A 24,835-nucleotide genomic window follows, 5' to 3' on the forward strand; every position below is an offset into this window, starting at 1 on the left:
GTCAGTTCAGCACTTGTGGCGAGGAAAGATCAGAGCTGCGGGCAGTCTCAACTTCGGACATCAGGCGCAGGACGTTGCCGCCCCAGATCTTCGAGATGTCTTCTTCGGAGTAGCCTGCTTCGACGAGCGCAGCTGTTACTTTGGGAAGATCTGCGATGTCCTTCATGCCGTCGACGCCGCCGCCGCCATCCCAGTCAGCGCCGACGCCGACATGATCAGGCCCGACGAGCTCGAGCGTGTAGAGCAGGTGCTCCATGAATTTCTCAAAGGTCGAGCGCGGCGCCGGGAACTGCTTGTTCAGGTCCTCAAATGCCGCGCGGTAGGCTTCCCGGGTGGCGTCGTCCATCGTCGAGGTATCCGTGCCATACTGCGCCTGAAGCTCGGCGATTGCCGCCAGGCGCTCGGGGCTGGCCGGCAGGGCTTCAAGATAGGCGCCATAAGCGTTGATCTGGATGACACCGCCATCGTCGGCAATCGCGATCAGGAGATCATCCGGCAGGTTGCGCGGGTGGTCATAGATTGCCTTGGGCCCGGAATGGGAAAGGATCAGCGGCGTGGTGGAGAGGGCGATCATATCGCGTACGGCGTTATCCGAGGCATGAGATCCATCCAGAATGAGGCCGAGCCGGTTGGCCGCGCGGACAAGCTCTTCACCCAGCGGGCTAAGGCCGCCATAGGCTTCGCTGACATCGGTTGCGCTGTCTGCAAACTGGCTGTTGCGGAAATGAACCGGCGCAATCATTCGCAGTCCGCCGACATAGAACGTGTCGAGCATCGAAATGTCCGTACCGAGAGGGTAGGCGTTCTCCATGCTCTGGAAGACGATCTTCCTGCCTGCTGCAGCGATCCGCTCAGCATCAGAGGTCGAAAAGGCAAGCTCCACATCGCCGGCGTATCTGGCCGCCATCTCCCGGATCGACATCTGACGCAGCATGGCCATGTTGCGGGCAGCCAGATAAGAGGCCTCGTCCAGCGGGCCCTGCGGCGTGAAGATTACCCAGAAGCCGCCATCAAGACCGCCTTCATTCATGCGCGGCAGGTCGACATGCGTGCCATCGACATCGAAATCGCCGCGCTTGGAGAATGTGTAGCTCGGATCGTGAAAATAGGCAGGGGTGTCGAGGTGGCTGTCGAGCACGATGAACGCCTGATGCAGTTTTTCCACCGCCGAGAGTTCTGCTTCCATCGGCGCTGCTGCAACGGTTTCCATGGCAGGCGCGGCGGACGCGGGTGGCGCCTCTGCACGTGTTGTAGTGCATGCTGCCAGCATCGCGGTTAGTCCAAGTGTGGCGCTTATGTGTTTCATCATTTCAGCCCTGTCTGCGACTCAATCCGGATCCAGATGTTCACGTCCCGGCCTGCCGGGTCAACCAGCGGGCCCAAAAGAAAAGGGCGGCCTCGAAAGGCCGCCCTTGTTTTGATCCAAAATCCGCAAACGGATCAGAACTGACGCGAGATCGTAAGGAAGCCCGTCCGTCCGCGAAGGTCATACTGGGTTGCCACGAGCGCCGTGTTTCCGCGGCGGGTGGCTCCACCCGTCGAGACTGTTGGCGGCGCTTCGTCGAAGAGGTTGCGAACGCCGGCAATGAGGCGCCAGTTGTCACCGCGATATTCAACCGAAAGACCGTGGTAGGTCACAGCTTCAAGGTTGTAGTCGCGGTTTGCAAGCGTGCCAAAGTAGGGCGTGTTCCGTGCGCCCGGTGTTGAAGAGAACCGCTCGTTCGAGGAGCGACCGACATAGTCCATGAACCAAGTGTAGCGGAAGTCGCCACGGGACAGGACCGTCCGGAAGTTGGCGGTCATGCTTGGCTGACCGATGGTGCCGTTCCCATCCTCATTGTCAAAGCCGGTCTGCGTGCCTGGAGCAAACAGCTGAACTTCGCGTTCGAGTGCCCAGGAAGCGTCAGCCTCGGTAAGGATCGTGCCGAAGTTGAAGTCCTGCTCGTACCGAGCGGTCAGGTCAATGCCACGGAACGTCTGCTGGTTGACGTTCAGATAAGAGTTCTCAACCGACAGAATGTTGTTGGCGTTGCCAGGCGAGTCGCTAGGGGCGCGGATAAAGAGGTTGCAGAACTCGTTGGGGAAGTTCTCCGCCGCGTAGCAACCCTGCAGGATCGTTGCTGCACCAAGCTGGGCGATCTGATCGTCGATCTGGATCTCATAATAATCGAGAGCGACCGAGAAGGGCGCGAAGGTCGGTGTGAAGATGAGGCCAACCGTTGAGGATTCTGATGTTTCGGCATCGAGATTGCCTGCGCCCCCCCCAGAAATGATTGTCGCAGAGGAACCAAGACCGGTATAGGCAGCCGTGATACCGATGGCGTTACAGTTCTGGATGATCAGCGGGTTGGTTTCGTTAGCAAGGCTGGCGCAAGGGTCGATCGCCGTCTGGCCAAGGAAAGCGGTCTGTGAATCGAGGAAGAGTTCGAACAGAGCGGGCGCGCGGTAGGACGTACCTAGCGTGCCGCGAAGGCGAACGGCTGGCGTCATCTGCCAGTTCATGCCGAGCTTGTAGACCTCGTTCTGGCCAAAGGAGTCATACTCGAAAGCACGCCCCGATGCGTTGAAGGAAAGATCCTCGACGAGCGGCATGCCACGAAGCAGAGGAACTTCTATTTCGCCGAAGATTTCGGCGACGCTGTCTTCACCTGCTGTAATGCCGGCAGTCGACGAGCCCCAGATGTCCGCCACGCGGGCCTGGTAGGCCGTGCCGGTGACGGTATCGGTGACGCTGATCACTTCACCGCGGGTCAGATCGCCGGGTACGTCTTCAATCGAGAACTTCCGGTATTCGAAGCCCAGACCTGCCTGGACTTCACCAGCTGGCAATGAGAAGAGCGGACCAGCAACGCTGCCCTGAACGAGCCACTGGTCGTAGATCGTATTGCCTGTCTCCCATTCGTTGAGCGCGTTAAAAGCAGCATCATATGCAGGGCCATTGCCGCTCAGGAACTCTGGCGAGGTCACATCATAGGTCGGAGCAGCGCCGGAGCCTGCAATCGGTGTAACTTGAGCGAATCCGTTCCGATCAAGGATGACATTGCCCTGGGCATCGCGGCGGGGGGCGTAGCTGCCGTTCGGCCCGAACTGCGACCAGTCACCCGTACGGCTGGCAACGATCTGGTTCCGGCTGTAATCGCCGTCCGAATAAGCATAGTTGGCGCCAAGTTCCCAAGCCCAATCGTTCAGACCCAGGCCCTTGAAGTCACCCGAAAGTGAGGTCCCAGCGTAGTAGTATTTCAGGTCGACGCCAGCGTCGCTGCTCCAGATTGTGACCGGCTGGAAAACGCTGTTGAGCGGGTTTGCATAGGTTGGGCTGAGTGCGTAGCGTGTGATCGAGGCTGGCAGGGCCGTACCCAGACCGCGGATCTGCGGAAAGAACTGACGGATGCCGTCAGCAGTCGTCTCGCGCTCGTTGTAAAGCAGTTCAGTCTGCCAGTTTACACCGCCGAGGATATCAAGGTCGAAGTCGGCGACGCCGTAGAGGCTGACGCGCTGGTTGCCATTGATCGCATCGACTTCCGCCTGGCGGGAATCGACGAGAACGTCTTCATAATAAGCGGGGCCTGAAGCGCTGTAGTTCGGGTTAACCCGTGGGCGGTATCCCGGGATTACCCCCCCAAGGTTCGTGCCGCCAGTAATGCCATCCGGCGAAGGGATAAGGCGCTGCCCTGTTACATTGTCGATGACCGTGTTGAAGTAGATGTTGCTGCAGGCACGGGAGTCTGCGCCCGCCGTTACCGAGCGGTTTTCGCGGTCAAGGCGTACTCCGGTGTTCGGGTCATAAACCAGGTCTTCGCTGCAATCGAGGTAGGACCTGTCGCCAACATTGAGTTCCTTGGCTTCGTAGAATTCAGCGGCCAAGGCGATCGAGCCGCCCATGAAGTCGAACCCGTAAGCGCCGGAAACGGTCAGCTGCTCACCGCCGGACTCGAAGGGTTGAGAATAGTTGACTGTCAGTTCCGGACGATCGATCTGGGTTCGGGTGATGACGTTGATCACGCCGCAGACAGCGTCCGAGCCGTAGATCGTCGAGCCGGAGTCCTTCAGAACGTCATAGCGCTGAACGATGGAGCCAGGGATCACGTTGAAGTCGAATGCGCCAACAGCGCCGCGCGTGCCCGATGGGCCGGGGCGTTTGCCGTTCAGGAGGATCAGCGAACGCGTGCCGCCACAGCCGCGAAGATCAACAGTTTCGACGCCCGTGCCGCCATCAACGACGAAGCCGGTGAACTGGCCATTGAGCTGGGTCGAGCCAGCAGCGACCGAAGATCCCTGAAGGATCTGCGAAGAGTTGACCAGGCCTTCAAGCGTTGCAATTTCAGCTGTGATAACCTGGATCGGCGAAGCCGACGAGAACTCGTCCCGGCGAAGAAGCGAGCCGGTTACTGTAATCTTTTCCTGACGGGCTTCATCTTCAGCGGGTTCTTCAGTCGTCGTTACAACTTCTTCACCCTCTGTCTGTGCATACGCAGTGCTGGCCAGGGACATGATCCCCAATGCTGCGCCGCAGAGAATTCTGCTACGCGAGAAACGTAGATTCTTCATGGGTAGAATGCTCCCTCTAAAACCAATAGGTCACCCCAGCCCTGTCGCCACTCGACCGAGCTTTGCGTAACGAATGCACAGCTTCCAATCTGCGAGCAAGCAGCTGACACAATTTCGATACACGCTAAGCGCGGTAAATGTTACGGCTGTGTTATAATTGCAACAAAAAGCTACGCTCGGGAATGGCGGGCAGCATTCCATGCCTTCAGCACACGATCGGACGCTGACTGGTGCCTCGCATAGCTTGACTTGCGGCTGTATCATTCCAAAAGTTCATTATAGGAGTTGAGGAGCCCCGAATGAATTTGAAATCATTTATCCTCGCCGCCGGTTGCCTTGGGCTATCGGCAGGCGCGTTGGCAAAGCCGGTTGAAATAGAAGATTTAGCGAAATACCCGGCAGTCTCCGGCCTTTCGATGTCGATGGAGGGAGACACCATTGTCGGAACCGTCTGGAAACCTGGCAGCAATGGCGAAGACACCGCCATTGCGAGCTGGGATATTTCCGGTGTCATTGACACAACAAAGCCGCTTGCGCCAATGGCAATTACCCCGGGTAATGACCGTATGAGCCTTGTGTCGGCTCGCGCCCTTAAGGGCGGCATAGTTCAGGTTGTCGGCCGGCAGGCCTGGACAGGTCCGACGGTTGGGTGTCTTGAAGGCCGCACTGTCGGCGCTGAGCGCACGTTCGTCAACAAAGCCTACGGTACCGATAAAACTCTGAAGGACTTCAAAGAGCTGTTCAGCAAGCCAAGCGCCAAGCGCGTCAATGCGGCTATGGAGCAGTGTGAACGTCTCCAGGCATCAACGTCTTCCATCCGCTCGGTTCTGCCCCTGGACGATGACCACATCCTGATTTCCCGTTTTCAGGACGGGGCAAACCGCTTCATCCGCTACAATATCAAGACAGAAGCCGAGACTGTGCTCTTCCGTCAGGGAGATCGCGCACCAGTCCTGTTGGACGGGCGGACCAGCGAGGTTCTGGCGACCCAGCGCGCCGAGCCCGATGGCTCGGGTGATTATGACATCGAATACCAGTTGCTGAACCCGGCCTCGGGTTCACTGGAGCTGGCTACCGGCCTGACGTCCAAGGCTTCCAATCGGTTCTCGGTTGACGTCGGAGGTGTGGATGACGCTACTGGCAAGTATTATGTCATCACCGATAAGTTCTCCGACAAGGCAGCTGTTTATCTCTATGATATTCGTAGTCAGGAGTTCGACTCCGAGCCGCTTTTCCAGGTTGACGGTTTCTCCGTCACCGGCGTGATTCTCAGCCAGCGCAAGGCTGACTTCAACGCCCTGGTTGGCTTCTCGATTGGCGGTCCGACGGCTCGCGAACGCTATTATGTCGATCCGGAAGTTGGCGGTGTTTACGAGGGGCTCGCAGCAGCATTCCCATCGCTGAATGTTTCCATTCTCGGATATAACGAAGATATGTCGCGGGTTTTGTTCTCGACTTGGAGTTCAGCCAATCCATCTAGCTATTACCTGCTGGTCGACAAGTCGCGTGTCGCGGTGATCGGTGCCTCGCAGCCCTGGATCGACACGGCATCCCTGCGCGAGACAGAGTTCGTCAAGTATACGGCGCGCGATGGTCTCGAGATTCCCGGTTTCCTGACCCTGCCAAAGAACTGGAAGAAGGAAGACGGGCCGCTGCCGGCAATCGTTCTCCCGCACGGTGGCCCCTGGTCGCGGGATACCAGCGCCTGGGATAGCTCCGGTTGGCCTCAGTTCCTGGCTTCCCGCGGATATGCCGTTCTTCAGCCGCAGTATCGTGGAAGCACTGGTTTCGGGCGCAAGCTCTGGCTTGAGGGCGACGCGGAGTGGGGCCTGAAGATGCAGGACGACAAGGATGACGGCGCTGCCTGGCTGGTAACAGAAGGTATTGCGGCACCAGACCGGATTGCCATCTTTGGCTACTCTTATGGCGGTTTCGCAGCCATGGCAGCCGTCGTGCGTCCGGACGGTCCGTTCCAGTGTGCGATTGCCGGGGCGGGTGTGTCCAACCTTGCCAAACTTGGCAACAACTGGAGTGATAACCGGCTGCAGCGCGCGATTCAGGGGCAAACTGTTAAGGGTATGGACCCCCTCGCCAATGCGGATAAGGCGAACATCCCGATCCTCGTCTACCATGGTGACCGGGATGTGCGTGTCCCCATTTTCCATGGGAAGGATTTCTACGAGGCGGTACGCCGCAAGGTGAAAGCAGAGTGGGTGCAAATCGCCGACATGCCTCACAGTCTTCCTTGGTGGCCGGACCATCATCGAAAGTCGCTTTCGGCTATCGAGTCGTTCCTGAAGAATGACTGCGGACCAGGAGGCCTCTGAAAGAATACCTGTTACAAAAAATGGAAAGGGCGGCCTCCGGGGCCGCCCTTTTTCGTTTCAGGATCAGTTTGGCGCGAGGCGTTCAGGCGTTGCCGAACACGCGGGCGAAAATCGTTTCGACATGCTTGAAGTGGTATTCGAGGTCGAACAGGCCATCAATTTCAGCTTCTGTCAGCCGCGCTGTAACATCGGTGTCTTGCTTCAGGAGCTCGTTCAGCGGGCCTTCCTTCCTCCAGGTTCGCATGGCGTTGCGCTGAACCAGGCGATAGGCATCCTCGCGGCTGACACCTTTTTCGACGAGGGCCAACAAAATACGCTGGGAATTGTGCAGGCCGCCCATCGAATTGATCGTGGCCAGCATGTTTTCAGGATAAACGACGAGGTTTTCGACAACTCCGGCAAGGCGATGCAGCGCAAAATCGAGGTGGATGGTCGCGTCCGGGCCGATGCCGCGTTCAACAGACGAGTGGGAGATGTCCCGCTCGTGCCAGAGGGCAACATTTTCCAGGGCTGGCGTTACGGCTGAACGCACGAGGCGGGCAAGGCCGGTGAGGTTCTCGGTCAGCACCGGATTTCGCTTGTGCGGCATCGCGGAGGAGCCCTTCTGGCCGGCGGAGAAGAACTCTTCTGCTTCCAGCACTTCGGTACGCTGCAGATGGCGCACTTCCGTGGCCAGGCGTTCGACAGACGAGGCGATGACGCCCAGCACGGCAAAGTACATCGCATGACGGTCGCGCGGTATGACCTGGGTAGAGACCGGCTCGATGGTCAGGCCGAGCTTTGCCGCCACGTGTTCTTCGACCCTGGGGTCGATATTAGCGAATGTGCCGACAGCGCCGGAGATGGCGCAGGTGGCGACTTCTTCCCTGGCGATCAGCAGGCGCTGGCGGGCGCGCTGGAACTCGGCATGGAAGGTGGCGAGCTTGACGCCAAAGGTGGTCGGTTCGGCATGGATGCCATGGCTGCGGCCGATGGTGGGGGTAAACTTGTACTCGCGGGCGCGCTTTTCGAGGGCAGCCAGAACGCGGTCGATTCCGGTGAGCATCAAATCAGCGGCGCGGACCAGCTGAACGTTCAGGCAGGTGTCCAGGACATCCGAAGAGGTCATGCCCATGTGCAGGAAGCGGGCTTCGTCGCCGACATGCTCGGCCACGTTTGTGAGGAAGGCGATGACGTCATGCTTCACTTCGCGTTCGATCTCGTCAATGCGCTCGGGCTCGAACTTCGCCCGCTCGCGGACGGCAGCCGTTGTGCCTTCTGGAATCTGGCCCATTTCTTCCATGGCCTCGGCAGCCAGTGTCTCGATGTCGAGCCAGATCTGGAAGCGGGATTCCGGCGTCCAGATGGCGGCCATTTCCGGGCGGGTGTAACGGGGGATCATGGTTCGCTCTCGTTCGTCGCTTTTGGCTTGTTGGTCTGCCCAGCCGTCTAGGCCGGTTGGCGCAATTTCGCTACCCCTGTGCAGCGATGGATTTCACGCAAGGGGCGGTTGGGTTTAGTCTGTGGGACTGATTCTCCTGAAGGCCGCGCCATGTCTCAACCCGCCGCAGTTCAAGCATCGCCTTTTCTGGGCGTGGGGCGCTCTGCGGGCGGGCGCCGCTGGCGGCTGGCAGACGTAGATGAAACCCTTGTGAGGCGGTTGATGCCCGCGGCCTCGGGCTCCGACCTTGTTGCGCGGCTTCTGGCGGGCCGCGGCGTCCTGCCGGAGACGGCGCAGAGCTATCTTGCGCCCACCTTGCGCGAGATGTTCCCCGATCCGAGCAGTTTTGCCGACATGGACAAGGCCGCCGGGATCGTGCTGGAGGCAATCCTTGCGGGCAAGCGCGTCTGTGTGTTCGCAGACTACGATGTTGACGGGGGCACATCCTCGGCCATTCTGGCGCGGTATTTCCGCGCCTGGGGCCGGGAGCTCGGCCTTTATGTTCCCGACCGGCTTGAAGAAGGCTACGGGCCTTCGCCCGAAGCGTTCCGGTTCCTTAAATCGCAGGGCTATGACCTTGTCATCACGGTCGATTGCGGCGCGGCGGCGGTCCGCGCGCTCGATGAAGCCAGAGCGATCGACCTGCCGGTCGTTGTGATCGATCATCACCTCATGTCGGGTCACTTGCCTGACACAGCGGCGCTGGTGAACCCCAATCGCCCTGACTGCACGTCCGGTCACGGGCACCTTGCGGCAGCGGGTGTGGTGTTCGTGTTTGCCGCGGCCATGAACCGGCTCGCCCGCCAGCGCAGCATTGCCCCGGAGGGCGGCCTGCCGGACATCCTGCCTTACCTTGATCTCTGCGCTTTGGGCACGCTCTGCGACATGTCTCCGCTGACGGGGGTGAACCGCGCGTTCGTGCGGCAGGGTCTCGCGATCATGTCACGCGGCGAGAATGTCGGCCTGCGCGCGCTGGCGGATGTCAGCGGGATTGGCCAGATCGACAGTGTCTATCACGCGACCTTCCTGCTGGGCCCGCGGCTGAATGCCGGGGGACGGGTCGGCGACCCATGGCTGGCGGCGAAGCTGCTGGCGACGGATGACCGGGGCGAAGCGATCGCGCTGGCCGAACGGCTGCATGCGCTCAATGACGAGCGCCGGGCGGTCGAAATCGCCATCCAGGAGGAGGCGACCGCCCAGGCAGAGCGCGCCCTGGCGGCCAATCCGGACCGGGGGATCATCATCGCCGCGGGTGAGGGCTGGCATCCTGGTGTCATCGGCATCGTGGCCGGGCGCCTCAAGGACCGGTTCCATCTGCCCGCTATCGTCATAGGCTGGGGCGAGGGGCTGGGGCCTGTTGCCAAAGGGTCCGGCCGCTCTGTAACGGGCGTAAATCTTGGCGATGCCATCTCGGCGGCGGCACGCGAAGGCGTGATCCTTTCCGGCGGCGGGCACGCCATGGCCGGCGGGCTCAGCCTGGAGCCTCACCAGATCGCCGCTTTTGATGACTGGATGGTCTCGCACATGGCTGAATTTGTGGCCGAGCGGGACGCGGCGCTCGACCTTCACATCGACGCGGTCCTGTCGCCGGGCAGCGCCACAAGCGAACTCTATGATCAGATCGCCGCGCTCGGGCCGTTCGGCACTGGCGCACCTGAACCGGTGTTTGCCATGACGGACGTCATGCCGACGGGCGTGCGCCGCATCGGCGCGAACCATCTGCGGTTCACGGCCGAAAACAATACCGGGCGCATAGAGTGCATAGCCTGGCGAATTGCAGACCAGCCGATGGGCGATTTGTTGCGGACCGGGCAGCGCGTGGGTCTTGCTGGCCGGTTGAAGTCTGACCAGTGGAATGGCCGCCGCCGCGTGCAACTGGAAATTCTCGACGCAGCTTTGCTGTGAATCTTCTGCGAAACATCGCTTGAAACGGGTTGCAGGGTCGGAAATCACCCGCTATATGCCCGGGTCTCAAGCCGGTGCGGTCCCTTCGTCTATCGGTTAGGACGTCAGGTTTTCAACCTGAAAAGAGGGGTTCGACTCCCCTAGGGACTGCCACCAGACTTCCCCCAAATTGCTCCTTTCCTAACGCCGATGTTACCTTACGCCCGATTTATGGGTTAAGATCGCGTGACAAGCGTTCCGGCAGGCTCTAAGTTTCCTTGCTGGGGAATTTGGGTCGATGACGAAGATTGCAGCCAGAACCGAATCAGAAGCGCCCGCCAGCGAGCCTGCTGCGCGGGTGATCGGCCGTGTAAAATGGTTCGACAGTGCTAAGGGCTACGGCTTCATTGTTGCCGAATCCTGTTCGGATTCAGATTTTACCGGCGATGTCCTGCTCCATATCTCCTGCCTGCGGGAATATGGCGAGCATTATGCGGATGAAGGCGCCAAGATTGTCTGCGACGCGGTCCGCAAGGCGCGCGGCTGGCAGACCGTTCATATCATCGAGATGGAACGACCGCGTGCTGTCGTCGCGCAGGAGAAGGGCCTCCGGCCTGATTATGAGACCGTGACCCTTAAATGGTTCAACCGCGCACGGGGTTATGGCTTTGTCCTGCGCGACGGGCAGGATGTGGATGTGTTCGTCCATGCCGTTGCCCTTCGCAAGGCGGGCTATGAGGAGATCGAGCCTGGCACCCGTATTGAGGTGATCATCGAGGCCGGCGCCAAGGGCGAACATGTGTCGTCGGTAAAGGCGCGCCGGTAGAACGGCGCTCGGCGCTTGCCGGGTGCAAAACGCCCCGGTAAACCAACGCCATGAAGCGCTTCATCCTGTCTTTCGTTTTCGCCGCCGCCCTGCTCGTGCAGGCCGCTTTCGCCCAGCTTGAAACGTCTCCGCTCAGCGTGAAGGCAGGTGAGGAGACACATGACTTCACCGTCGAGATGGCAACTACGCCCGAGCAGATCCAGCAAGGCCTGATGTTCCGACAGGAACTCGCACCGGATGCGGGCATGCTGTTTGACTTCGGCGTGACCCGTCAGGCCAGCATGTGGATGAAGAATACGCTGATCCCGCTGGATATGCTGTTCATTCTCGAGAATGGCGAGGTCATCGCGATTGCGCGCAATGCCCAGCCGGGGTCGCTCCGGTCTGTTGGTCCGGGCGTGCCGGTGCGCGCTGTGCTTGAGATCCCGGGTGGCCGCGCCAAGGAGCTTGGCATCGAGCCGGGCGCCACAATCGTCCATCCGATTTTTGGCAATACCGGTGGCTGACAGCGAAACGGTGCAGCCTCTGCCGCGCGAAGGGTTCGCGCTGACGCCGTCCCGCGGAAAGTTTACCATCCATAATGGCCCGAGCTACCGCGCAGCTGCTGCGGGAGATATGCGCACGGGCCTCTGGGTTCTCGACCGCCATTGCAACGGCATGGGCTTCCTGCATGGCGGGATGATGTCGGCCTTTGCCGACAGCGCGCTGGCCTGGGCTGTCTGGAGCGCGACGGGCAAGATGTCGGTGACCATACGCCTGACGCTCGAGTTCATGGAGATCGCCCGCCAGGGCGAGTGGATTGAAGCCCACCCGGAAGTGTCTTCCATCGACGGGGATTTCATTCATGTCAGCGCGAACATCGTGAAGGAAGACGGCGGCCTGGCCGCGCGGGCCAGCGCGGTTTTCCGCACTGTCCGCCGCAAAGCCGATTGATCTGAACCAGCAGGATCAGCCGGGGATGCCGAGCTCGTTCAGCGCGAAGGCCTTGATGGACTTGTAGTCCGCCTTGCCGTTCGGCGCGCGGCCAAGATTGTCCTTGAACAGAATACGTTTGGGCGCCTTGTAGCGGGCCAGCTTCGTCTGGATGTAAGCGCGCAGTTCGTCTTCCGAGACATCCTTGCTCACGGAAACAACAGCCGTCACAGCTTGACCCCATTTGTCGTCGGGCACGCCGACAACGAGGGCGTCACTGACAGCGCCATGCGATTTCAGGGCTTCCTCGACCTCTTCGGGATAGACCTTTTCACCCGCAGTGTTGATGCAGTTCGATCCGCGCCCGAGCAGGGTGATGGTTCCGTCCTTCTCGACGGTGCACCAGTCACCGGGGATGGCATAGCGAACGCCGCCGATCGTCTTGTAGGTCTTGGCTGTTTTCTCCGGGTCCTTGTAATAACCGAGCGGAACTGCGCCACCACGGGCGATGAAGCCTGGCTCCGTGCTGCCGGGAAGAACTTCGCGGTCGTCCTCGGTGAAGACCTTGCAGCTTGGTCCGATTTCAAACTTTGAAGTCTGTGTGCCGCCATCGGCCGTGGTGACGGAGCTGCCAAAGCCAACGGCTTCAGAGGCGCCGAAGCTGTCATTCAGGGTGACCTGGGGCATGTGCTTGAGGAGGCCCTGTTTGACTTCCGAGCTCCACATCACCCCGGAAGAGATAATTGCCAGAACGCTCGACAGGTTCCAGCGGCCGGGGTTTTCATCAAGCGTCTTCAGCATTGGTTTGGCAAAGGCGTCACCGACGATCGCCATGGACGTCACCCCGTTCTGATGGACGGTGTCCCAGAGATTTTCAGGGCTGAACCTGGTTTTCTCCGAAAGCGTGACGACCGCTCCGCCATTCAGCATGGCTCCCATGGCGGTGAACCAGCCCGTGCCGTGCATGAGAGGGCAGGCGGGCACTTGCCGGGAAAAGCGGCCAACCGTGACAGCGTTCTGGACATGCTCTTCCATCGTCGCGGGCACTGGCCCTCCCAGCTTACGGACGCCTTCCATGCTCGCTTCGCGCCAGATGTCGTGGGTCCACATGACACCTTTGGGCAGGCCGGTGGTTCCGCCAGTGTAGAGCAGGAAGATATCATCACCCGAACGTTCGCCCTTTATCGGTGACGGGTCTCCTGCTGTGGCCAAGGTCTCGTAGCAAAGGGCAAAGGGAGCAACCGTCTCGCCGCCGATCTGGACCCATGCTGTGACGCGGGGCAGGCGCGCGCGCACGCGCTCGACTTCGGCGAGGAACTCGGAGTCGAAGAACACGACGGTCGAGTCCGAATTGTCGATGATGTAGACGAGTTCGTCGTCCAGATAGCGGTAGTTGACGTTGACCGGCGAGAGGCTGGCTTTGAAGCAGGCCGCCATGGCCTCCATGTATTCGGGCTGGTTGCGCATGTAGAAGCCAGCCTTGTCGCCGCGCGCTATTCCGTGTGCCAGCAGGGCGCGGGCGAGGCGGTTGGTCCGGGCGGTGAAGCCCGGCCAGTAGATCCGGCGCTCTCCATGGGCGAGCGCCAGGTCGTCTGGTCCGAGCGCGGCGCCCACCGCATCGAGCATGTCACCGAAATTCCAGTCCATCCGTTTCCTCCGCAGCATTGTTTTTCGGCGATGCTAAGGAGGCAGAGGCGCCCCTGCAATCGTGACCCAAAGTAAACAGCCCTCCGGAGCGATCCGGAGGGCTGCTTTGGTTTTGCTGGGTCGCGAGGGGGACGGACTTAGAAGTCCATACCGCCCATGCCGCCCATACCGCCGGGCATGCCACCGCCGCCGCCGCCGGAGTCTTTCTTGGGCGCTTCGGCAATGCCGGCTTCCGTCGTGATCAGCAGGCTGGCTACCGAAGCCGCGTTCTGCAGAGCCGAACGGACAACCTTCACCGGGTCGATGACGCCCATGGCAACCAGGTCGCCATACTCTTCCGTCTGGGCGTTGAAGCCGTAGGAGCGCGACTTGTTGTGGATGATCGTGTTGACGACCACTGAGCCTTCGACGCCTGCGTTCTCGGCAATCTGACGGATCGGAGCTTCGAGCGCCTTGCGGACGATGTCGATGCCGGCCTTTTCGTCGTCGTTGGCACCGACTACGTCGATGTGCTTGGACGAACGGAGCAGGGCGACGCCGCCGCCCGGCACAATGCCTTCTTCGACAGCTGCGCGGGTTGCGTTCAGGGCGTCGTCGACGCGGTCCTTGCGCTCTTTCACTTCGATTTCGGTTGCGCCGCCAACCTTGATAACGGCCACGCCGCCGGCCAGTTTCGCCAGACGCTCCTGGAGCTTCTCGCGATCATAGTCGGAAGAGGTGTCGTCGATCTGCTTGCGGATCTGCGAAACGCGAGCTTCGATCTCTTTCTTCTTGCCGCCACCGTCAACGATGGTTGTGTTGTCCTTGTCGATCGACACGCGCTTGGCTTTGCCGAGCATTTCCATGCCGACATTCTCAAGCTTGATGCCGAGGTCTTCGGAGATGACCTGGCCACCGGTGAGGACTGCGAGGTCCTGCAGCATGGCTTTGCGGCGATCGCCGAAGCCAGGCGCTTTCACGGCGGCGATCTTCAGGCCGCCGCGCAGCTTGTTGACCACGAGGGTCGCAAGGGCTTCGCCATCAACATCTTCCGCGATGATGAGGAGGGGCTTTTGCGACTGGACAACCGACTCCAGGATCGGGAGCAGCGGCTGGAGGCTCGACAGCTTCGACTCGTGGAGCAGGATCAGGACGTCTTCGAGTTCGACGATCATCTTGTCCGGATTGGTGATGAAGTATGGGCTGATATAGCCGCGGTCGAACTGCATGCCCTCGACAACATCGAGTTCGGTTTCGAGCGCCTTGGCTTCTTCAACCGTGATGACGCCTTCATTGCCGACCTTCGCCATGGCTTCAGCGATCATCTGGCCGATTTCGGTCTCGCCGTTGGCCGAGATGGTGCCGACCTGGGCGATCTCTTCGTTCGTCTTCACCTTCTTGGAGTGGTGGGCGAGGTCAGAGATGACTTCGGCGACGGCTTTGTCGATGCCGCGCTTCAGGTCCATCGGGTTCATGCCGGCGGCGACGCGCTTCATGCCTTCGCGCACGATGGCCTGGGCCAGAACCGTTGCGGTGGTGGTGCCGTCGCCAGCGGTGTCGTTGGCTTTTGACGCCACTTCGCGCAGCATCTGGGCGCCCATGTTCTCGAACTTGTCTTCCAGTTCGATCTCTTTTGCGACCGTGACGCCGTCCTTCGTGGTGCGCGGCGCGCCGAAGGACTTTTCGATGACCACGTTACGGCCTTTGGGGCCGAGCGTGACTTTCACTGCGTTGGCGAGAACGTCGACGCCGCGGAGCATCCGCTCGCGTGCTTCGGCGCCGAAAACAACTTGTTTTGCAGCCATGTGAGTTACCTCTTGGTTTGAATCTTGGGTTCAGAAAGCGGAAAAAAAGGGCCGGACTTACTTGTCCAGAACGCCCATGATGTCGCTTTCCTTCATGATCAGCAGGTCTTCACCTTCGATCTTTACTTCGGTGCCGGACCATTTGCCGAACAGGACGCGATCGCCTTTTTTGACGTCGAGCGGAACGCGCTCATTGTCGTCACCAATGGCGCCGTTGCCGACAGCGACAACGATGCCTTCCTGCGGCTTTTCCTTGGCGTTATCGGGAATGATGATCCCGCCTTTGGTTTTTTCTTCTTCTTTCACGCGGCGCACGACGACGCGGTCATGCAGGGGGCGAAGTTTCATTTTGACTGCCTCTTCGTTCAAAGCTGTCTCGGGGATGTGAGATAGACGGGTCTGCCGCCTGCGCTGCTCAAGGCGCGCATCGTTAGCACTCGCCCGAGCCGACTGCTAACGATGCGCCGGAGATAGGGATTCCCGGTGCTGGCGTCAACAGTCTCTGCGTGAAGGTTTTTTTGCGCCCGCTCAGCAGACAGCCCCGATGAATGCCTGAAAGTTGCAGTTTATTGAAATTATTGCAGTTTGAGACCTGCGCGCCCAACAAGGGTTGCCGCGCGGGCCGGCCTGGGGGGAGTGATCGGCGGTTCGCCTGACTTTGCAGGGCATCTGTTCATCTGAAGGCCCTCAGCCCGATGCGCTGGCAGGCTTGCCGCGCGCAGGAAGGTAAATTTTTCCTTGAAGCCGGGCAGTTAACTGACAGTCGCAGAAAAGGTCGACGTCAAAACTCTTGCGATATGTTCGCAGACTTGAATGCCCGCAGGAGCCGGTTCGATGACAATCACGCGCAGCGACGCCTGGAGCGCTGTAAATTTCTTCATGCTGGTGGCGTGTACGGCCCTGTCCCTTTCGTTCACGGTCTCTCTCCTGTTCTACAAGATGGGTCTGCCTACCGACATTGGCGCTTATATCCGTCTGAACCTGTTTGTCTCTGCCTGTGTGGCATTGCCCACAGCCATCATTGCCTCGCTTCATGATTTCCACATGCGCGCCTATCAGCGCCGTCTGGAGGAAATGGCCTGGACAGATGCGCTGACGGGCCTGCTCAACCGTCGCTTTTTCATCCACGCCGCTGAAGAAGAACGCTCGCGCATGCGCCGCACCCGGCAGAGCGCAGCGCTCGTGCTCATCGACCTGGATCACTTCAAGCAAGTCAATGATCTGCATGGCCATACGGGCGGGGATGTCGTCCTGAAGGAAGTGGCTGCGATCGCGCATTCAGAACTGCGGGGCCCGTTTGACCGCCTTGGCCGCTGGGGCGGGGAGGAGTTTGTTGTTCTGCTGAGCTGTGTGGACCAGGAGCAGGCGATGCTTGTCTGCGAGCGACTCCGCCGCCGGATCGAACAAACAATTGTCAGGATCGGCACCAAGGAGGTTTCCGTAACAGCCAGCTTCGGGATGTGCATGATGAGCCCGGAGACGCCGCTCAATGCCGCCATAGAATGCGCCGATGGCGCGCTCTATGCCGTCAAGCGCACCGGCCGCAACCACGTCCTGTGCCATCAAGTGCCGGAAGGGGATGCTGCGCCAATTGTTACGTCGCTGCCCGTCCGGCGCCGTTTTGGAGCGCGCGGACAGCAAGTGGCGGCTGCGCCGCTGCCCGCCAATGACGGTGAGCGTGTTTCCGGCCGAAAGGCAGCTTCCAGCTAAGACCTGCTCCCGGCTTGCCGCGGTCCTGATTTCCTGATTGGAAACTGGCAGCCGCCCGCCGGAGACATTGCATGTCATTACCGCCACCCCGTAAAGGCCCGCTGACCGATCTGCGGGTCATTGAGCTCGGTCAGCTGATTGCCGGTCCCTTTTGTGGGCAGATCTTTGCCGACATGGGGGCAGACGTGATCAAGGTGGAGCCGCCCGGGCAGGGTGATCCGCTGCGCGACTGGGGCCGGGAGGGCTATCCGCTCTGGTGGTCGGTGGTCGCGCGCGGAAAGCGCTGTATCACGGCCAATCTGCGCGAGAGCGGGGGCCAGGACATCGTCCGCAAACTTGTGGAGCAGGCCGACTTCCTTCTGGAGAATTTCAGGCCGGGCACATTGGAAAAATGGGGCCTTGGCTATGAGGAGCTGAAGAAGATCAATCCGCGTCTCATCATGATCCGGGTGTCCGGATACGGACAGACGGGGCCTTACGCAACGCGGGCCGGGTATGCCTCGGTCGGGGAAGCGATGGGCGGGCTGCGCTATGTCATGGGAGAGGCTGACCGGCGTCCGTCGCGGGCGGGCATCTCCCTGGGTGACAGCCTTGCGGGCGTGTATGCTGCCCTTGGCGCGCTCGCGGCGCTGCATCACCGCGAGAAGACGGGCGAAGGCCAGATGATCGACGCGTCAATCTATGAATCCGTGCTCTCGGTGATGGAGGCGCTCGTCCCGGAGCACCAGTTTGAAAATTATACCCGCGAACGGTCAGGCTCCATCCTGCCCAACATTGCGCCGTCCAACATTTATGAGGGAACGGACGGGATGGTGATCATCGCCGCCAATCAGGACACGGTGTTTACCCGGCTTTGCGTGGCCATTGGCCAGCCGGGCCTGAAAGACGACCCTGACTACAAGACGCATGTTGCCCGCGGCCGGAACCAGCAGCAGCTCGACGATCTGATCCAGGCATGGGCCTGCCTGCGTACCATCGGGGACATCGAGGCGATCATGATCGAGCACGGTGTGCCGGTCGGCAAGGTCTACCGTGCGGCGGACATGCTGAGCGATCCCCATTATGCGGCGCGCGGTTCGCTGACCGAAGTTCCCAGCGCACGCTGGCCCGGCATGCGTCAGCAGAATGTGTTTCCGAAACTGTCGGCCACGCCGGGACATATCCGCTGGGCGGGACCGGAGGCCATCGGCCAGCACACAGAGGAAGTTCTGACCGAGCTCCTGGACCTGACGCCCGAGCAGGTCGAGAAGCTGCGTGCCAGCGGCATTGTGTAAGCCCGGGACTATTTGGCGGTCAGCCCGCCATCAACGATATGTTCCTGCCCGGTGATGTAGCTGGACGCATCCGAGGCCAGGAACAGGATCAGTTCCGCCACCTCATCGGGTGTCCCCGGGCGGCCCATCGGCGTGTTTCCGGCGGCGATGATGTTGGGATCGAGGCCATTTCCGCCGTGAGCGGCGGTAAGAGCGGCCGATTGCTCCTTCTGCATTGTCTCGGTCATCCGCGTGAGGGATTTCTGCCAGATCGGCGTGTCGATAATGCCCGGATGAACCGAGTTGACCCGGATTTTCAGGCCGAGCTGGGCACATTCCATTGCGGCAGCCTTGGTGAAGAGGCGCACGGCGCCCTTGGAGGCACAGTATGCGCTTGCCCCGGATGCGCCGCGCAGGCCGGCGACAGAAGAGATGTTCACGATCGAGCCGCCGGAATCCTTCATGGTGCGCATGGCCGCGCGCGTTCCGAGGAACACGCTGTCGGTGTTGACCTCCATCTGCCTGCGCCAGTCGGCCAGCGAATAGTCCATGATGGCCCCGCCAATGGCGATCCCGGCATTGTTGACGAGGATGGAGGGGGCGCCGAGCAGGGCTTTGGTATCAGCGAACACACTGTCCCAGAGCGCTTCGTCCGTGACATCCTGCCGGGCTGCAGCGGCCTTGCCGCCCGCCTTGTTGATCTGGTCGGCCACGGCTCTGGCGCCCGCCTCGTCAATGTCGGTAACCATGACGGCCGCGCCCTCGCGTGCCAGGATTAACGCTGCGGAACGCCCGATGCCGCTGGCAGCGCCGGTAACGATTGCGATCTTGCTCTTAACTGAAGCCATTGATTCCTCCCTGTGATGGGCAGGACACTAGCAGCCACCGTGCTTGACGCGAGAGGATTATTGGTGTTTTACCCGCCGCTTCATGACGGGGTGATGCGGTGCCGCCGTTGTAATCGTGGGCTCTTTGCTTGAGCAACAGCCCGCCGGCCCGCGTCGAAGAATGAAGGACATTGATATGTCTCGTCGCCACAGTGCGAAATACAAGATCGACCGCCGCGTCGGTGAAAACATCTGGGGCCGCGCCAAGTCCCCCTTCAACAAGCGCAACTACAAGCCGGGCCAGCACGGCCAGAACCGCCGCAACAAGGTCTCTGACTTTGGTATGCAGCTCATGGCGAAACAGAAGCTGAAGGCATACTACGGCGACATCACCGAGAAGCAGTTCGCGAAAACCTATGTCGAAGCAGCCCGCATGAAGGGCAACTCTGCCGAGAACCTCATCGGTCTCCTGGAATCGCGTCTCGACGCCGTCGTTTACCGCGCCAAGTTCGTGCCGACCGTCTTCGCAGCCCGTCAGTTCATCAACCACGGTCACGTGATGGTGAATGGCCGCCGCTGCAATATCGGTTCAGCCCGTCTGAAGCCGGGCGATGTGGTTCAGGTCCGCGAGAAGTCGCGCAACCTGGCGCTCGTGCTCGAAGCGCTTGGCAGCCCCGAACGTGACATTCCGGACTATGTGGAAGTCGACCCCAAGGCGATGACCGCCACCTATAAGCGCGTCCCGGCTCTGGCCGACGTGCCGTATCCGGTGAAGATGGAACCGGCCCAGGTCGTCGAATTCTACTCGTCGTAAGACACCTGTTTTTCTTGAACTTTCGGGAAGGCCGCGCCAGACTGGCGCGGCCTTTTCATTTTCGGGGGAGTTCTCCTTGGCCATTCCGACCATCGCCGCTGTCCGCAAGGCTCTGATCGCCCGTCCCGGCAAGCCTTTTGACCTCAACGCGCGCCCAACGTCTGACCGGGACCTGTTTGCCAACAAGGAAGAAGCCGAGACAAGCCTGAAGAAGGACGCGGCCTCCATCAACGCACTTAAAGACATGCTCTACGCCGATGGCAGCCGCGCGCTGCTGGTTGTCCTGCAGGGGATGGATACGGCCGGCAAGTCAGGCACGATCAAGTCGGTCTTCTCCGAGACCACGCCGCTCGGCATGGAAGTAAAGGCGTTCAAGGCACCCAGCAGCGAGGAGATGGCGCGGGACTATCTCTGGCGTGTCCACAATGCCGTGCCGCGCCGGGGACATGTCGGCATTTTTGACCGCTCTCATTATGAAGACGTGCTGGTCGCCAAGGTGAGAGGCTTTGCCCCGCCTGACGCGATCGAGAAAAGGTATGACCAGATCAACGCTTTCGAGAAGCATCTTTCCGAGAACGGCTACACCATCGTCAAATGCATGCTCAACATTGGCCATGAAGAGCAGGGTGTCCGCCTGAAGGAGCGCCTCGTTGAGCAACACAAGCTGTGGAAGTTCAATCCGGGTGATATCGAAGACCGCTCGCTCTGGCCGGAATTCATGCAGGCCTATGAGGCCGCTGTTGGCCGATGCTCGACCCGGCATGCACCCTGGTATGTTGTCCCGGCAGACAGCCGCACGCGGCGTAACGCCATGATCGCGCGCCTTGTCCGCGGGGCGCTGGAAGACATGGCGCTCAAATGGAAGGATCCCGGACATGATCCGGGATCCTTCGATATCTGACGATCAGGCGAGGCTGCCGGTCAGTTGAAGGTGACGTCGCCGCCGCTCGACTTGCCGGCGCTTTGTTCGGCCGGGCGGCCTTCAAAGGTGATGTCTGCGCCGCTGGAGGCGTTGCCGCTGGCCGAAACGGAAGCGAACGCGTCAACATCGGCGCCGCTCGATGCATTGGCAGTGGCGACTTCGCACAGCAGCTTGCTGGCATCGACATCCGCGCCGGACGAGGCGGAGATGTCCACGCCGGCGCAGGCGCCGGCCGCTTGAACTTGACCGCCGCTGGAGGCGTTGATGGTGAAGGTGGCGGGCTGGGTGGAGCGGATGGAGACGTCGCCTGACGAGGACGCGGAGATTTTTACCGGCCCGCTTCCGCTGGCAAGGGCGTCGACTTCACCGGACGAAGACGCGCTGACATGGAGGGAGCCGGCCTGGAAGTTGCCGGCTTCGATCTCGCCGGAAGATGAGGCGTTGATCTCGGCGCTTGTAGCCCGGCCAGAAAGCGTCAGTTTCGCCGCCGAGGATGTGCGCGCCTCGAAGTCAGCGGTGTCTATACCGCTGACATTGCCGGTCGAGGATTGAGCCACGCGCATAGCTGCAAGATCCGGGCTGGTGACGCGAACTGTGTAGTAGGGAACTTTCTTGCCGTTGACCCTGATGGTCTGACCGCCGTCGGAGACCTTGAGCTTGCCCCGGTTGCCGAACAGGCCGCGCTTTTCAAGGCTGGCCCGGGTTATCACGAGCGTATCTCCGTCTACGGACACATCTGCATCGGAAAAGTCGTTGCCATCCGTTTCGATGATGACGGAGGTTGAGGGGCCCGGCGTGTAGATCACGTTCATGGCGCCTTTGGTGTCGATCTGGTCGAACGACCGGACATCGATCGTCTTGGTGCCGGCGAAAGCGAGGGGCGTGGCGAGGGCGGCGGCGATGGCCGTGGTTGTGAGGGTCTTCAGCATTCTGGCCTCCTGGGGGCTGGGAGCGTGTTGAAGACCATATGAATTATCGAAATACGATATGTCAATCGTTGTTTTTCGATAAAGTCTGAATTTCGCCGGCCGTTTTGCGCTGGCGTCTCAGAACCATAGGCGGCTGGCCATATGCCGGCATGAAAGCCAGCCGCATCCGTTCAGCATCACAAAACCCGGTGTCCGTTGCTATCTTCCGGAGGGGCAGGCCTGTTGTCTCGACCAGCTGGCGGGCCGCTTCGAGGCGAAGTTTTTCGACAAAGCGCGCGGGGGTGGTTCCTGTCTCGGACCGGAAGATGCGCGCGAAGTTTGGCGGGCTCATGCCTGCTTTTTCCGCCATGGTCTCCACACGGATGTCTCCTGGGAGGTTCGTCCGGACCCAGTTGATGAGATCATCAAACCGGCCCGAGGCGAGCTTGATGTCCTGCATCACCGAGAATTGCGACTGACCGCCCTGGCGCCTCTGCTGGACGACAAGTTCGCGCGCAGCGCGCAGCGCGACGTCGCTGCCGAGATCATCTTCGGCCAGGGCAAGGGCAAGGTCGATCCCGGCCGTAATGCCAGCCGATGTCCAGAACTTGTCATCTCGAACGAAGATCCGGTCTGCATCCAGCCGGATGCCAGGAAAGAGCCGGGCAAAGCCGTCAGTTCGGCGCCAGTGCGGTGTGGCCCGTCGCCCTTCCAGCAGGCCGATCACGAGACGCTGGCGCGGGTGGTCGGCAACATGGACAAGGTGATGGGGCAGAGGCTGGCGCAGGCGCAGGAGGCCGGTGCCCGTATGCGGGCCCGGCCAATAAGCTAGGCGGGCGTCGCGTAGAGGTCGTAATCGTCGGCGCCGGTGATCGCTGCCCGGATAATGTCGCCCGCTTTGAGATGGCTCGCGTTTTCCAGATACACGACTGCATCGACTTCCGGGGCATCGGCCTGGGTGCGGGCGATCATCTCGCCGGCTTCTTCGCCGGGGCCGTCGATGATGACGTCGAGCGTGCGGCCGACCTGGGCTTCGGCGCGGGCAGCAGAGACTTCTGCCTGCGCGACCATGAATCGGTGCCAGCGGTCTTCCTTCACGTCTTCGGGCACATGGCCTTCGAGCTTGCCACTTTCAGCATGGGCGACGTTTTCGTACTTGAAGCAGCCGGCGCGGTCGATCTTGGCTTCCTTGATGAAGTCCAGCAGGATCTGGAAGTCTTCCTCGGTTTCACCCGGGAAGCCGACGATGAATGTGGATCGGATGGCCAGGTCTGGCACCTGCTCACGCCATTTGGCGATGCGTCCGAGAACCTTGTCCTGATTTCCGGGGCGTTTCATCGCCTTGAGGACGGGCGCGGAGGCGTGCTGGAACGGGATATCGAGATAGGGCGTGATCAGGCCTTCGGCCATCAGCGGTATCACATTGTCCACATGCGGATAGGGATAGACATAGTGCATCCGCGTCCACACGCCGAGGCTGCCGAGGCCCTTGGCGAGGTCGAGGAAGCGGGTTTCGTATTCGCTGCCGCGCCATGTTTCCGGCTTGTAGCGAATGTCCAGTCCGTATGCGGAGGTGTCCTGGCTGATGACGAGGAGTTCCCTGACGCCGGCGGCGACGAGCTTTTCGGCTTCCGTCAGCACGTGATGAATGGGGCGGGAGACAAGGTCGCCGCGCAGTTTGGGAATGATGCAGAAGGAGCAGCGATTGTTGCAGCCTTCGGAGATTTTCAGATAGGCGTAATGGCGGGGCGTCAGTCTCAGGCCGCTCTCGGGTACAAGATCCATGTGAGGATTGTGCGGGGGCGTAAGGTGGGTGTGGACGGCGTCCATCACCGCTTCATACTGGTGGGGGCCGGTGACGGCGAGCACCTTGGGGTGGGCCCGCTGGACAACCTCCGGTTCTGCGCCAAGGCAGCCGGTGACAATGACCTTGCCGTTCGCCTCGATCGCCTCGCCAATCGCCGCGAGGCTTTCGTCGCGGGCGGAGTCGAGGAAGCCGCAGGTATTGACCAGCACGAGGTCTGCGCCGGCATAATCGGGCGCGATCTGATAGCCCTCGGCACGCAGCCGCGTGATGATGCGTTCAGAATCGACAAGCGCCTTGGGGCAGCCAAGTGAGACTATGCCGACCCGGGGTGCCTGCGAGGGGCGGATCGGGGCGGGAGCGGTGGGTGTTATCGTCATGCGCGCCCTGCTATATTGAAACCGGGGTCAGGGGAAGAAGGCTCATGGAGAAGCCATCGTCAACGCCGGATTTTGCCTGGCTTCGCCGCCTGCGCCTGTTCGCGATCTTGGCTGGTATTGGCGTTCTCGCCCTGTCAGGATGGATGATGAATGTGTTCCGGGCGCCGGAGGTGGCGACAGTCGCGCTTGCCTTCGCCTTTGCCTCGATTACCTTCAGCGCGCTGTTTTACTTTGCCGCCCTGCTGACGGAGGGATCTCTTCAGAAGCACATCCTCAGGGATGAGACCGTCATCAAGGGCGACAATGTCGAGATGGTGACCCATACCAGGCCCGCCGAGGACGCGGAAACCCGGCGCTGGGTGGGCACGTATGTGTTCACGCGCAACCTGTTCGGGATGTCGGTGATCCCGCTGCTTATCTTGGGGTATTTCTACTTTTTCGGATGAAACAGGGCCCTATTCGGCCAGTTCGATGCCTTTTTCGGCCATCAGGTCGCGCAGTTCACCGTTTTCGAACATCTCTTTGAGGATGTCACAGCCGCCGACGAATTCGCCCTTTACGTAGAGTTGCGGGATGGTCGGCCAGCTGGCGTACTGCTTGACCCCTTCGCGCACGTTCTGGTCTTCGAGCACATTGGTGGAGACATAGTCGACGCCGAGATAGTCGAGGATCTGGACCACCACCGAGGAGAAGCCGCATTGCGGGAAGGTGGGGGTGCCCTTCATGAAGAGGACGACGTCATTGCTTTTGACGGCTTTGTCGATGGCGTCGAGGGTGGCCTGATCAGTCATGGGGATGTCTCCGAGTTCCGGGAACATGTGATGCGGCCGGGCGTCAGGGTCAAGAGGGCGCGCCATATGCCCCGTGTC

At 60.8% G+C, this 24,835-nt stretch carries 22 protein-coding genes and 1 tRNA gene; 12 read left to right on the plus strand and 11 right to left on the minus strand.

What is annotated here, in order from left to right:
* Nucleotide 1 precedes the first annotated feature (1 nt).
* Complete coding sequence (locus tag KG722_RS10595) at nucleotides 2-1,210, minus strand: dipeptidase (protein ID WP_300998422.1); 1,209 nt, start codon at nucleotides 1,208-1,210, stop codon at nucleotides 2-4.
* Between the two features lie 230 nt (nucleotides 1,211-1,440).
* Nucleotides 1,441-4,548: a TonB-dependent receptor gene (locus KG722_RS10600; RefSeq protein ID WP_213271756.1), complete on the minus strand. Its 3,108-nt coding sequence runs from the start codon at nucleotides 4,546-4,548 to the stop codon at nucleotides 1,441-1,443.
* A gap of 299 nt (nucleotides 4,549-4,847) precedes the next feature.
* Between KG722_RS10600 and KG722_RS10605 the strand changes: the two genes are divergently transcribed.
* Nucleotides 4,848-6,875 (plus strand): prolyl oligopeptidase family serine peptidase, encoded by a 2,028-nt coding sequence (locus tag KG722_RS10605; protein WP_300998423.1) that lies wholly within the window; start codon nucleotides 4,848-4,850, stop codon nucleotides 6,873-6,875.
* An 82-nt stretch (nucleotides 6,876-6,957) separates the two neighbouring features.
* Here the strand turns inward: KG722_RS10605 and purB are convergent, their stop codons facing one another.
* Nucleotides 6,958-8,256, minus strand: a complete 1,299-nt coding sequence (gene purB / locus KG722_RS10610; protein WP_213271757.1) for an adenylosuccinate lyase — start codon at nucleotides 8,254-8,256, stop codon at nucleotides 6,958-6,960.
* A 150-nt stretch (nucleotides 8,257-8,406) separates the two neighbouring features.
* On the opposite strand from purB, the gene recJ reads away from it, so the two are divergent.
* The 5 genes from recJ to KG722_RS10635 all read left to right on the plus strand — a co-directional run bounded on the left by recJ (nucleotide 8,407) and on the right by KG722_RS10635 (nucleotide 11,938).
* Complete coding sequence (gene recJ, locus KG722_RS10615; protein WP_213271758.1) at nucleotides 8,407-10,200, plus strand: single-stranded-DNA-specific exonuclease RecJ; 1,794 nt, start codon at nucleotides 8,407-8,409, stop codon at nucleotides 10,198-10,200.
* A 78-nt stretch (nucleotides 10,201-10,278) separates the two neighbouring features.
* A tRNA-Glu gene (locus KG722_RS10620) sits at nucleotides 10,279-10,353 on the plus strand.
* 124 nt (nucleotides 10,354-10,477) lie between these two features.
* Nucleotides 10,478-11,005, plus strand: coding sequence for a cold shock protein (locus KG722_RS10625; RefSeq protein WP_213271759.1), 528 nt, complete (start codon nucleotides 10,478-10,480; stop codon nucleotides 11,003-11,005).
* A gap of 50 nt (nucleotides 11,006-11,055) precedes the next feature.
* The gene (locus KG722_RS10630; RefSeq protein ID WP_213271760.1) at nucleotides 11,056-11,511 is read left to right on the plus strand and encodes a DUF192 domain-containing protein; all 456 of its coding nucleotides are present in this window, start codon (nucleotides 11,056-11,058) and stop codon (nucleotides 11,509-11,511) included.
* Nucleotides 11,504-11,938 carry a PaaI family thioesterase gene (locus tag KG722_RS10635; RefSeq protein WP_366910229.1) on the plus strand — a complete coding sequence of 145 codons (435 nt, stop codon included), beginning with the start codon at nucleotides 11,504-11,506 and terminating at the stop codon, nucleotides 11,936-11,938. Before KG722_RS10630 ends, KG722_RS10635 begins: the two co-directional genes overlap by 8 nt.
* A gap of 15 nt (nucleotides 11,939-11,953) precedes the next feature.
* Here the strand turns inward: KG722_RS10635 and KG722_RS10640 are convergent, their stop codons facing one another.
* The 3 genes from KG722_RS10640 to groES form a co-directional block, all read right to left on the minus strand.
* Nucleotides 11,954-13,564, minus strand: coding sequence for an acyl-CoA synthetase (locus KG722_RS10640; RefSeq protein WP_213271761.1), 1,611 nt, complete (start codon nucleotides 13,562-13,564; stop codon nucleotides 11,954-11,956).
* 137 nt (nucleotides 13,565-13,701) lie between these two features.
* Entirely contained in the window at nucleotides 13,702-15,348 is a 1,647-nt protein-coding gene (gene groL, locus KG722_RS10645) for a chaperonin GroEL (protein ID WP_213271762.1), read from the minus strand.
* Between the two features lie 57 nt (nucleotides 15,349-15,405).
* Nucleotides 15,406-15,696 carry a co-chaperone GroES gene (gene groES, locus KG722_RS10650; protein ID WP_213271763.1) on the minus strand — a complete coding sequence of 97 codons (291 nt, stop codon included), beginning with the start codon at nucleotides 15,694-15,696 and terminating at the stop codon, nucleotides 15,406-15,408.
* A 486-nt stretch (nucleotides 15,697-16,182) separates the two neighbouring features.
* On the opposite strand from groES, the gene KG722_RS10655 reads away from it, so the two are divergent.
* Both KG722_RS10655 and KG722_RS10660 read left to right on the plus strand, forming a co-directional pair.
* A complete protein-coding gene (locus KG722_RS10655) occupies nucleotides 16,183-17,058 on the plus strand; it encodes a GGDEF domain-containing protein (RefSeq protein WP_213271764.1) in 876 nt (291 codons plus the stop codon).
* Nucleotides 17,059-17,129: 71 nt separating this feature from the next.
* A complete protein-coding gene (locus KG722_RS10660; protein ID WP_213271765.1) occupies nucleotides 17,130-18,332 on the plus strand; it encodes a CaiB/BaiF CoA-transferase family protein in 1,203 nt (400 codons plus the stop codon).
* Nucleotides 18,333-18,340: 8 nt separating this feature from the next.
* Here KG722_RS10660 and KG722_RS10665 read toward each other — a convergent pair whose 3' ends face one another.
* A complete protein-coding gene (locus KG722_RS10665) occupies nucleotides 18,341-19,159 on the minus strand; it encodes an SDR family oxidoreductase (RefSeq protein ID WP_213271766.1) in 819 nt (272 codons plus the stop codon).
* A 175-nt stretch (nucleotides 19,160-19,334) separates the two neighbouring features.
* Between KG722_RS10665 and rpsD the strand changes: the two genes are divergently transcribed.
* Together rpsD and KG722_RS10675 are read left to right on the plus strand one after the other, a co-directional pair.
* Nucleotides 19,335-19,952, plus strand: a complete 618-nt coding sequence (rpsD, locus tag KG722_RS10670) for a 30S ribosomal protein S4 (protein ID WP_213271767.1) — start codon at nucleotides 19,335-19,337, stop codon at nucleotides 19,950-19,952.
* A gap of 76 nt (nucleotides 19,953-20,028) precedes the next feature.
* Nucleotides 20,029-20,853, plus strand: coding sequence for a PPK2 family polyphosphate kinase (locus KG722_RS10675; protein ID WP_213271768.1), 825 nt, complete (start codon nucleotides 20,029-20,031; stop codon nucleotides 20,851-20,853).
* 20 nt (nucleotides 20,854-20,873) lie between these two features.
* Here the strand turns inward: KG722_RS10675 and KG722_RS10680 are convergent, their stop codons facing one another.
* Nucleotides 20,874-21,803 (minus strand): DUF2807 domain-containing protein, encoded by a 930-nt coding sequence (locus KG722_RS10680; RefSeq protein WP_213271769.1) that lies wholly within the window; start codon nucleotides 21,801-21,803, stop codon nucleotides 20,874-20,876.
* A gap of 61 nt (nucleotides 21,804-21,864) precedes the next feature.
* The gene (locus KG722_RS15130) at nucleotides 21,865-22,242 is read right to left on the minus strand and encodes a helix-turn-helix domain-containing protein (protein ID WP_300998426.1); all 378 of its coding nucleotides are present in this window, start codon (nucleotides 22,240-22,242) and stop codon (nucleotides 21,865-21,867) included.
* Between the two features lie 9 nt (nucleotides 22,243-22,251).
* On the opposite strand from KG722_RS15130, the gene KG722_RS15135 reads away from it, so the two are divergent.
* Nucleotides 22,252-22,614, plus strand: coding sequence for a hypothetical protein (locus KG722_RS15135; protein WP_300998427.1), 363 nt, complete (start codon nucleotides 22,252-22,254; stop codon nucleotides 22,612-22,614).
* On the opposite strand, the gene rimO is transcribed toward KG722_RS15135, so the two are convergent.
* Nucleotides 22,611-23,966 (minus strand): 30S ribosomal protein S12 methylthiotransferase RimO, encoded by a 1,356-nt coding sequence (gene rimO, locus KG722_RS10690; protein WP_213271770.1) that lies wholly within the window; start codon nucleotides 23,964-23,966, stop codon nucleotides 22,611-22,613. The genes KG722_RS15135 and rimO overlap by 4 nt on opposite strands.
* A 44-nt stretch (nucleotides 23,967-24,010) precedes the next feature.
* On the opposite strand from rimO, the gene KG722_RS10695 reads away from it, so the two are divergent.
* Complete coding sequence (locus KG722_RS10695) at nucleotides 24,011-24,412, plus strand: hypothetical protein (RefSeq protein WP_213271771.1); 402 nt, start codon at nucleotides 24,011-24,013, stop codon at nucleotides 24,410-24,412.
* 9 nt (nucleotides 24,413-24,421) lie between these two features.
* Here the strand turns inward: KG722_RS10695 and grxD are convergent, their stop codons facing one another.
* Nucleotides 24,422-24,757, minus strand: a complete 336-nt coding sequence (gene grxD, locus KG722_RS10700; protein ID WP_213271772.1) for a Grx4 family monothiol glutaredoxin — start codon at nucleotides 24,755-24,757, stop codon at nucleotides 24,422-24,424.
* Between the last annotated feature and the right edge of the window lie 78 nt (nucleotides 24,758-24,835).

This window comes from Hyphomonas sp., from assembly GCF_018402285.1.
In the GTDB taxonomy this organism is placed as follows: domain Bacteria; phylum Pseudomonadota; class Alphaproteobacteria; order Caulobacterales; family Hyphomonadaceae; genus Hyphomonas.

Bases quoted from the DNA above. Each gene is read 5' to 3' on its own strand.
- KG722_RS10595 (WP_300998422.1), bottom strand. From the start codon at position 1,210: ATGGAAACCGTTGCAGCAGCGCCGATGGAAGCAGAACTCTCGGCGGTG.
- KG722_RS10600 (WP_213271756.1), bottom strand. From the start codon at position 4,548: ATGAAGAATCTACGTTTCTCGCGTAGCAGAATTCTCTGCGGCGCAGCA.
- KG722_RS10605 (WP_300998423.1), top strand. From the start codon at position 4,848: ATGAATTTGAAATCATTTATCCTCGCCGCCGGTTGCCTTGGGCTATCG.
- purB (WP_213271757.1), bottom strand. From the start codon at position 8,256: ATGATCCCCCGTTACACCCGCCCGGAAATGGCCGCCATCTGGACGCCG.
- recJ (WP_213271758.1), top strand. From the start codon at position 8,407: ATGTCTCAACCCGCCGCAGTTCAAGCATCGCCTTTTCTGGGCGTGGGG.
- KG722_RS10625 (WP_213271759.1), top strand. From the start codon at position 10,478: ATGACGAAGATTGCAGCCAGAACCGAATCAGAAGCGCCCGCCAGCGAG.
- KG722_RS10630 (WP_213271760.1), top strand. From the start codon at position 11,056: ATGAAGCGCTTCATCCTGTCTTTCGTTTTCGCCGCCGCCCTGCTCGTG.
- KG722_RS10640 (WP_213271761.1), bottom strand. From the start codon at position 13,564: ATGGACTGGAATTTCGGTGACATGCTCGATGCGGTGGGCGCCGCGCTC.
- groL (WP_213271762.1), bottom strand. From the start codon at position 15,348: ATGGCTGCAAAACAAGTTGTTTTCGGCGCCGAAGCACGCGAGCGGATG.
- groES (WP_213271763.1), bottom strand. From the start codon at position 15,696: ATGAAACTTCGCCCCCTGCATGACCGCGTCGTCGTGCGCCGCGTGAAA.
- KG722_RS10655 (WP_213271764.1), top strand. From the start codon at position 16,183: ATGACAATCACGCGCAGCGACGCCTGGAGCGCTGTAAATTTCTTCATG.
- KG722_RS10660 (WP_213271765.1), top strand. From the start codon at position 17,130: ATGTCATTACCGCCACCCCGTAAAGGCCCGCTGACCGATCTGCGGGTC.
- KG722_RS10665 (WP_213271766.1), bottom strand. From the start codon at position 19,159: ATGGCTTCAGTTAAGAGCAAGATCGCAATCGTTACCGGCGCTGCCAGC.
- rpsD (WP_213271767.1), top strand. From the start codon at position 19,335: ATGTCTCGTCGCCACAGTGCGAAATACAAGATCGACCGCCGCGTCGGT.
- KG722_RS10680 (WP_213271769.1), bottom strand. From the start codon at position 21,803: ATGCTGAAGACCCTCACAACCACGGCCATCGCCGCCGCCCTCGCCACG.
- KG722_RS15130 (WP_300998426.1), bottom strand. From the start codon at position 22,242: ATGCAGGACATCAAGCTCGCCTCGGGCCGGTTTGATGATCTCATCAAC.
- rimO (WP_213271770.1), bottom strand. From the start codon at position 23,966: ATGACGATAACACCCACCGCTCCCGCCCCGATCCGCCCCTCGCAGGCA.
- KG722_RS10695 (WP_213271771.1), top strand. From the start codon at position 24,011: ATGGAGAAGCCATCGTCAACGCCGGATTTTGCCTGGCTTCGCCGCCTG.
- grxD (WP_213271772.1), bottom strand. From the start codon at position 24,757: ATGACTGATCAGGCCACCCTCGACGCCATCGACAAAGCCGTCAAAAGC.